The organism is uncultured Methylobacterium sp. (assembly GCF_964251405.1).
Taxonomy (GTDB): domain Bacteria; phylum Pseudomonadota; class Alphaproteobacteria; order Rhizobiales; family Beijerinckiaceae; genus Methylobacterium.
Window position 1 is genome coordinate 1 of the sequence record NZ_CAXUJR010000132.1, and the last position, 7,620, is coordinate 7,620.

Below are 7,620 nucleotides of genomic sequence, written 5' to 3' on the forward strand. Positions count from 1 at the left end.
CTGCCGAACTTGCTCAGCGAGGAAAGTAGGTCATCTATGCAGCCCTAAAACCCTCATAAAGATTTGTCTCCGCAACCGGTGAACGCCAACATCAAATGTTCATCTGCCCTCCATTCACAAAACGATCAGAATTCGTCCAACCCCGCCAGTTCGTCAGATTCGGCGATTGCGGAGACAACGAGGTTTTCGACGCACGCATTGCTGATTGGAGCAGCCTCCCCCGCTCCCCTCGGGGATCCGACAATGGGTTCAGGTCGAGCGTGGTGCGCGGAGTGGAGGACGCCGAACGCGACGGCCCAGAGGCTGCGCCGCATTCGCAGTCTCGATCCGCGTGATGCCCCGCTTCCGTACGTTCCGGCCATGGATCTCGTTGCTTCTCGCTCTGGCCGGAGCTTGCGGTGCCACGGCGGCGGAGGTGCCCCGGACGGCTTCGTTGCCCGAGATCGACCTCGCCCCACGCTTCGACGTCGTCGCAAGTCTCGCCGAGCGGGTTCGGACCGGGCGAGCGGCCCTGAAGGACCGGGGAATCGAGGTCAACGCTACCTATATTGGCGAGGTCTTCTCAAACCGGCGTGGCGGCATGCGCCGCGGGACCGCCTACGAGGGCCGCCTCGACGCCCAGGTCGATGCCGATCTCGACACCCTGATGGGCTTGGATGGCCTCAGCTTCCACAGCAACGCCTACCAGATCCACGGAACCGACATCTCGCGCTACTACGTCGGCAACCTCGCCACGGTGAGCGGAATCGAGGCCCTGCCGGCGACGCGTCTACACGAGCTCTGGCTGGAGCAAGCCTTCCTCGACAAGGCGCTGACCGTTCGGGCAGGCCGGCTCGCGGCGGATGCCGAGTTCCTGGTGAGCCCGTCCGCGACCGTCTTCATCAACCAAACCTTCGGCTGGCCAGTGATCGCCATGGCCAACCTTCCGTCGGGCGGCCCTGCCTCGCCCTTCGCGACCCCGGGTATCCGGGCCAAATGGAGCCCGTCCGATCGCACGACTCTGATGGTCGGCCTGTTCAACGGCGATCCTGCGCCGCCGCGCGCGGGCAACCGCGACCTCGATCCGCAGCGGCGGAGCCCGGACGGCGTGGATTTTCCGCTGCAGGTGCCTCCCCTGCTGATCGCCGAGGCCGCGCACCGCTACGTCGTCGACGCCCCCGGACCGGAGCGGACCGGAACGGTGAAGCTCGGCTATTATCACCATTTCGGCCGGTTCGACGATCCGCGATTCGACCTGCTCGGCAGGTCTCTCGCCGATCCCTCGAGCGGCGGCATCGCCCGCCGCCGGCGCGGCAACGACGGCGTCTATGCGCTGGTCGACCAGACACTCTACCGCGAGGACGCGGACAGCGACCGGGGCGCCGCCACCTTCCTGCGCATCGCCGGCTCGCCGAACGAGGCCAGCGTCGTCGACCTCTACGGGGATGCCGGCCTTGTCTACAAAGGCCTGCTGCCCGGCAGGCCCGCGGATGTGGCGGGCATCAGCGTCAGCTACATGCGCATCGGCGGGGCCGCCCGGGGCTATGATCGCGACCGGATCGCATTCGAGGGCATCGCGATGCCGGTCCGGCGCTACGAAGCCGTTGTCGAACTGACCTATCAGGCGGTCGTCGCGCCGGGCTTCACGATCCAGCCCGACCTGCAATACGTGCGCTTCCCGGGGGGTAACACCTGGAACCCGCGCCGGAACGGCTTCGTGCGGATGAAGGACAGCGCGGTGGTGGGCGTCCGCGCAACGATCCAGTTCTGATCGACGCCCGCCCGTGCGCTCAGCGCAGCTCCGAGGGCCGCCTCGGCGCGTGGCCGGCGGCGGCCTCGTCCAGCCAAGCCTCGACGAGCGGCTTTCCGGCTCCCGGATCACGTCCGCCGCATGCCGGGCAGTTCAGGCGCTGGCGGGACCCGGTCTGCACGACAGCCGCCGGCGAGTTGCCGGCCGAAGGCTGGCCCGAGGTCTCGGGGACGATCTGCGCCGACGCGACGCCCGTCGCCGCGATCAGGGCGAAGGCCGTGATACCCGTCAGAAGCGCTCGCATGCGAACGATCACGATCCGTAAACTCCTTCCACTCACGAAGACTTAATCATTCCGCCGCCCGTCGGTTGCAAGCGGGCACAGGCGATCGTCCCCGTGGTAAACGACGGAGGTGCGGAGCCGGATCACGCAGACGGGCCGTTGCCAGGCCGGGCGCTTCCGCTCTAGAGCCGTCGCGACTGCCCCGATCGGTCGAGAGGACCCGCATGTTCCGCAACGATGTGCCGATCACGCCCGAGCTCGTCCGCGAGCACGGCCTGACGCCGGACGAGTACGACCGCTTCCGCGGGTTGATCGGGCGCGACCCGACCCTGACCGAACTCGGCATCGTCTCGGCGATGTGGAACGAGCACTGTTCCTACAAGTCCTCGCGCAAGCACCTGCGCGGGCTCCCGACCTCTGGTCCCCATGTGATTCAGGGGCCGGGCGAGAACGCGGGCGTCATCGACATTGGAGGCGGGCTCGCCTGCGTCTTCAAGATGGAGAGCCACAACCACCCGAGCTTCATCGAGCCCTACCAAGGCGCCGCCACCGGCGTCGGAGGGATCCTGCGCGACGTCTTCACGATGGGTGCCCGGCCGATCGCGGCGCTGAACGCCCTGCGCTTCGGCTCGCCCGACCATCCCCGCACCCGCCACCTCGTCTCGGGCGTGGTCGCCGGCATCGGCGGGTACGGAAACTCGTTCGGTGTTCCCACCGTCGGCGGCGCGGTCGGCTTCCATTCCCGCTACGACGGCAACATCCTCGTCAACGCGATGGCGGTGGGCCTCGCCCGCACCGACGCGATCTTTTACGCGGCGGCCACCGGCGTCGGGAACCCGATCGTCTACCTCGGCTCGAAGACCGGACGCGACGGCATCCACGGCGCCAGCATGGCCTCGGCCGAGTTCGACGATGCCTCCGAGTCGAAGCGCCCGACCGTGCAGGTCGGCGACCCCTTCGCCGAGAAACTCCTGCTCGAGGCCTGCCTCGAACTGATGGCATCGGGCGCCGTCATCGCGATCCAGGACATGGGCGCCGCGGGCCTGACCTGCTCGGCCGTCGAGATGGGCGCCAAAGGCGATCTTGGCGTCGAGCTGCATATCGAGAAGGTGCCGGCGCGCGAAGCCCACATGAGCGCCTACGAGATGATGCTGTCGGAGAGCCAGGAGCGCATGCTCATGGTCCTCAAGCCCGGCATGGAGGCGCAGGCCGAGGCGATCTTCGTGAAGTGGGGCCTCGATTTCGCGGTGATCGGGCACACCACCGACACGCTGCGCTTCGTGGTCAAGCACGACGGCGTCGTCATGGCCGACTTGCCGATCAAGGAGCTCGGCGACGAGGCGCCGCTCTACGACCGGCCGCACATCGCCAACACGCACCAGCCGGTCATCGCGGCCTGCGACGTGCCCGCTCCGATCGGGAACGCCGAGGCCCTGAAGCGGCTGGTCGGTTCGCCGGACCTCTCCTCGAAGCGCTGGGTCTACGAGCAGTACGATCACTTCATTCTCGGCAACACCGTCCAGAAGCCCGGTGGCGACGCCGCCATCGTGCGCGTCGAGGACGGCCCGAAGGGCTTGGCACTCACCTGCGACGTGACTCCGCGCTACTGCGAGGCCGACCCCGTCGAGGGCGGCCGCCAGGCGGTGGCGGAGGCCTGGCGGAACATCACCGCGGTCGGCGCCCGCCCGCTCGCCATCACCGACAACCTCAATTTCGGCAACCCGGAGAAGCCCGAGGTGATGGGCCAGCTCGTCGGCTGCCTGAAGGGCATCGGCGAGGCGTGCCTCGCCCTCGATTTCCCCGTCGTGTCCGGCAACGTCTCGCTCTACAACGAAACCAACGGAATCGGCATCCTGCCTACGCCGACGATCGGCGGTGTCGGGCTCCTCGATGATGTCACGCGCCATGCCACGATCGCGTTGAAGCGCGAGGGCGACGTCCTCGTCCTCGTCGGTGCCACGGCAGGTTGGCTCGGCCAGTCCGTCTACCTCGCGGTGATCGCCGGCCGCGAGGACGGCGCGCCGCCGCCGGTCGATCTCGCGACGGAGCGCCGTAACGGCGATTTAGTGCGCGGGCTCATCACCTCGGGCCGCGTCGACAGCGTGCACGACCTCTCCGACGGCGGGCTCGCCGTGGCGCTCGCCGAGATGGCGATGGCGGGTGGTGTCGGTGCCACCCTGTCGGACGGTCCTCCGGGGTTACCGGCCCATGCCTACCTGTTCGGCGAGGACCAGGCCCGATACCTGCTCAGCGCCAACCTTACGAACGCGCAGGATCTCCTTGCCAGGGCGACGGAAATCGGGATCGAGGCCGCCATCGTCGGCACCGTCGGCGGCGATCGTTTGACCCTGCCCGGCGGCGAGGCCATATCCCTGTCCGACCTGCGCGAGGCGCACGAGGGCTGGCTGCCCGCCTACATGGCGAGCCGTCCGGCCGCGGCCTGACCTTGAAGGAGTAAGCCCATGCCGATGGATGCGCGCGAGATCGAGGCGATGATCCGGGAGGCGCTGCCCGACGCCCAGGTCGAGATCAAGGATCTCGCCGGCGACGGCGACCACTACGCCGCCACCGTGATCTCGTCGGCCTTCAAGGGCAAGACGCGGGTGGCCCAGCACCAGCTCGTCTACGGCGCGCTGCAGGGGCGCATGGGGGGCGTGCTCCACGCCCTTGCGCTGACCACGGGCGTCCCGCAGGATTGAGACCGTTCAGCGGGGTCGATCGCATGGATCAGCCGAGCCTCTACGACGACGACATCGTGACCTGGGCCGAGCAGCAGGCGGCTTCGTTACGTGAACTCGCGCGCCGCCCGGAACTGTCGAACAGGCTCGATTGGGAGAACGTCGGCGAGGCGATCGAAGGCGTGGGGCGTTCGCAGATCAGTGCGGTCGAGAACCTGCTTGCGCAGACGCTCGCTCACGTCATCAAGCAGTTGTCGGCGCCGGACGCCTCTCCCCTCGAACACTGGCGCAAGGATGCGGGAACAATTCAGATTGCCGCGATGGCCTGCTACGAACCCTCGATGCGGCAGCGCCTGAACTGGGACAAGATCTGGATGTCGGCTCGCGCACTGGCGAAGCTCGGTCTCACGCTTTACGGCGATACGCTCATGCCCGATCTGCCACCGCAATGCCCACTGAGCCCCGACGAACTTCTCGTCATTCCGTTCGACATCGATGCCGCCCTTCGGCAGATCGCGGAGTCGACAGTCTTGAAATCGGCGTAAAAACCCTGACTTCAGCCGCTATAGCCGACGATCGTAGGCAGACGAGGATTCCCATGACCGACGTCAACACCGCCATCAAGACCGAGATCGAATCCCAGGACGTAGTCGTGTTCATGAAGGGCACGCCGCAATTCCCGATGTGCGGCTTCTCCGGCCAGGTCGTGCAGATCCTCAACCACCTCGAAGTGCCGTTCAAGGGCGTGAACGTGCTCGATGACATGGCGATCCGCGACGGCATCAAGGCCTTTTCGAACTGGCCGACCATCCCGCAGATCTACGTGAAGGGCGAGTTCGTGGGCGGCTGCGACATCACCCGCGAGATGTTCCAGTCGGGCGAGTTGCAGCAATTCCTCGCCGAGAAGGGCGTGCCGGTGAAGGCCACCGCCGCCTGAGCACCTATCGCCTCCCAGGACGCATGAGGGCGCGGTGCCGCGATGGCGGGCCGCGCCTTTGTCGTTCACCGGCGACGCACTGGCGCGGCCTCGATGCCACACCTCCCGGCCGATGTGCGCCGGCACTCTTGCGCGGCACGATTTCGCCACGGTTGCGACTTAGCCGTTCTGCCTCCTGAGTGTGCAGCGTCAGGGTCCCGGTTAACCGGCCGTTTACGGTTTTCGGCAACCTTGCGTTCACCATGACGAGTCGCGCTCAGGCTGCGGTCTGGTAGAGGGTGGGACCATCGTGCACGGACAGATGCGAGACCGATTGCCCCGCTCCCGCCGCCACGGCGCCCTGTCGCGATCCCTCGCCCTGTTGTCGGGAGTTGCCATCCTCGTCGGTGGCGCGAGCAGCACCCAGGACGCCGTCGCCAATGGCGACACCCGCACCCTCTCGATCTACCACACCCACACCAAGGAAAGCGCGACGATCACGTTCAAGCGTGACGGCCGCTACGACCGTGCGGCCCTGGAGCAGCTGAACTGGCTGCTGCGCGACTGGCGCATCGACGAGCCGACGAAGATGGACCCGCGCCTGTTCGACACGGTGTGGGAGGCCTACCGCTCGGTGGGCTCGTCGGAGCCGATCAACGTCGTGTCCGCCTATCGCTCGCCCGGCACCAATGCGATGCTGCGCAGGCGCTCGCGAGGCGTCGCCGAGTTCAGCCAGCATACGCGCGGCAAGGCGATGGACTTCCACCTGCCCGACGTCTCGGTCGACCGTATCCGGGCGGTGGGCATGCAGATGCAGCGCGGCGGGGTCGGCTGGTATCCGAGCGCGGGTTCGCCCTTCGTCCATCTCGATGTGGGCTCGGTGCGGTCCTGGCCGCGCATGAGCCACGATCAGCTCGCCCGCCTGTTTCCGGACGGCCGCACCGTCCACCTGCCCACCGACAACCGCCCGCTCGCCCGTTACGAGGAGGCTCGCGCCGACATTCTGTCCCGCGGCGGCACCGTGCTCGGCTATACGCAATACGCAGAGGGTTCCGACGAGGACGAGGGGCCAAGCCTGAAGGGCTTCTTCGCCGGCCTGTTCGGCGGCGGCGGTCGCTCCGGCGAGACCCCGGCTCCGGCCCCGGCATCGGCCAAGGCACGCACGAAGGCTGCGGTGGTCGTCGCCAGCGCCGATCCCGAGGACACCACCGGCACCCGCGCCGCCCTCGGCTACGCGGCTTCCGACTCGTCCGCGAAGTCGAGCCTCCTGCGCCGCGACGGGCGTGACGCCCAGAGCCTTCTCACGGCGGAGACGCCGGCCGCCGCTCCTCAGGACACCGTCCAGGCGATCATGCCGTCGCCGCCCCGCCGGCCGGCGGAATTCGCCGCGGTGGCCGCCGCGCTCGCGATGCCGTTGCCGCCGCCGCGTCCGTCGGTCCAGGTCGCGGGTCTGGGTGGAATGGCCAACCTCAATCCCGCCCGCGCCGAGACCGCGCCGGCCGCCGATCCCTTGCCCGTCTCCGCCCGCATTCCGGCCGATGCGGACCCGCGCGCCCAGCTTCGCTGGCTCTTTGCCGTCGCCGTGGCGCAATCGATCGACCGGTCGGCTCCGGTGGTGCACGTGGCCCTCGCCCGCCCTCGTGCCGAAGGTGCGCCGGAGGGGCTCGTCGCCCGCCCGGCCGATGCCATGGCGACCCGCTTCTCGACACAGGCGACTCAGGCCCCGACCACGTCCCGGTTCTCGGGATCCTCGACCCAGGCCTTGATGCCGCGCTGGTAGGCGGCCCGGACATCGGGCGGAATGGGCGCACGCCGGACGATCCGGCTACGCTCCCGCATGCCAAGACCGACCCTGCTCGGCCCTTCTTCGAGAGGGACCGAGCGTCGGATCGCGCCGGGCCGCGCTACGACATCCCCAGCGCCTGCATGTACAATTCTAGGATCGCCTCCTCCTCCTGGCGCTCGGCGTGGTCCTTCTTGCGCAGGGACACGATCTTGCGCAGCGCCTTGACGT

The 7,620-nt window shown here is 68.2% G+C and carries 8 protein-coding genes; 6 read left to right on the forward strand and 2 right to left on the reverse strand.

Annotation, left to right across the window (positions count from 1 at the left end):
• Positions 1 to 334: 334 nt before the first annotated feature.
• Positions 335 to 1,750 (forward strand): carbohydrate porin, encoded by a 1,416-nt coding sequence (locus ACFE7U_RS16820; RefSeq protein WP_375410861.1) that lies wholly within the window; start codon positions 335 to 337, stop codon positions 1,748 to 1,750.
• A 19-nt stretch (positions 1,751 to 1,769) separates the two neighbouring features.
• Here ACFE7U_RS16820 and ACFE7U_RS16825 read toward each other — a convergent pair whose 3' ends face one another.
• On the reverse strand, positions 1,770 to 2,033 hold the full coding sequence (locus ACFE7U_RS16825; protein ID WP_375410862.1) for a hypothetical protein: 264 nt from the start codon (positions 2,031 to 2,033) through the stop codon (positions 1,770 to 1,772).
• A gap of 203 nt (positions 2,034 to 2,236) precedes the next feature.
• On the opposite strand from ACFE7U_RS16825, the gene purL reads away from it, so the two are divergent.
• The 5 genes from purL (at position 2,237) to ACFE7U_RS16850 (ending at position 7,386) form a co-directional block, all read left to right on the forward strand.
• Positions 2,237 to 4,456 carry a phosphoribosylformylglycinamidine synthase subunit PurL gene (purL, locus tag ACFE7U_RS16830; RefSeq protein ID WP_375410863.1) on the forward strand — a complete coding sequence of 740 codons (2,220 nt, stop codon included), beginning with the start codon at positions 2,237 to 2,239 and terminating at the stop codon, positions 4,454 to 4,456.
• Positions 4,457 to 4,474: 18 nt separating this feature from the next.
• The gene (locus ACFE7U_RS16835; protein ID WP_375410864.1) at positions 4,475 to 4,711 is read left to right on the forward strand and encodes a BolA family protein; all 237 of its coding nucleotides are present in this window, start codon (positions 4,475 to 4,477) and stop codon (positions 4,709 to 4,711) included.
• Between the two features lie 23 nt (positions 4,712 to 4,734).
• Positions 4,735 to 5,235 (forward strand): DUF29 domain-containing protein, encoded by a 501-nt coding sequence (locus ACFE7U_RS16840; protein ID WP_375410865.1) that lies wholly within the window; start codon positions 4,735 to 4,737, stop codon positions 5,233 to 5,235.
• Positions 5,236 to 5,288: 53 nt separating this feature from the next.
• Complete coding sequence (grxD, locus tag ACFE7U_RS16845) at positions 5,289 to 5,627, forward strand: Grx4 family monothiol glutaredoxin (RefSeq protein WP_375410866.1); 339 nt, start codon at positions 5,289 to 5,291, stop codon at positions 5,625 to 5,627.
• Between the two features lie 301 nt (positions 5,628 to 5,928).
• Positions 5,929 to 7,386, forward strand: a complete 1,458-nt coding sequence (locus tag ACFE7U_RS16850; RefSeq protein ID WP_375410867.1) for a DUF882 domain-containing protein — start codon at positions 5,929 to 5,931, stop codon at positions 7,384 to 7,386.
• Positions 7,387 to 7,510: 124 nt separating this feature from the next.
• Here the strand turns inward: ACFE7U_RS16850 and ACFE7U_RS16855 are convergent.
• On the reverse strand, positions 7,511 to 7,620 hold a 110-nt coding region (locus ACFE7U_RS16855; protein WP_375410868.1), incomplete at its 5' end, for a GapR family DNA-binding domain-containing protein.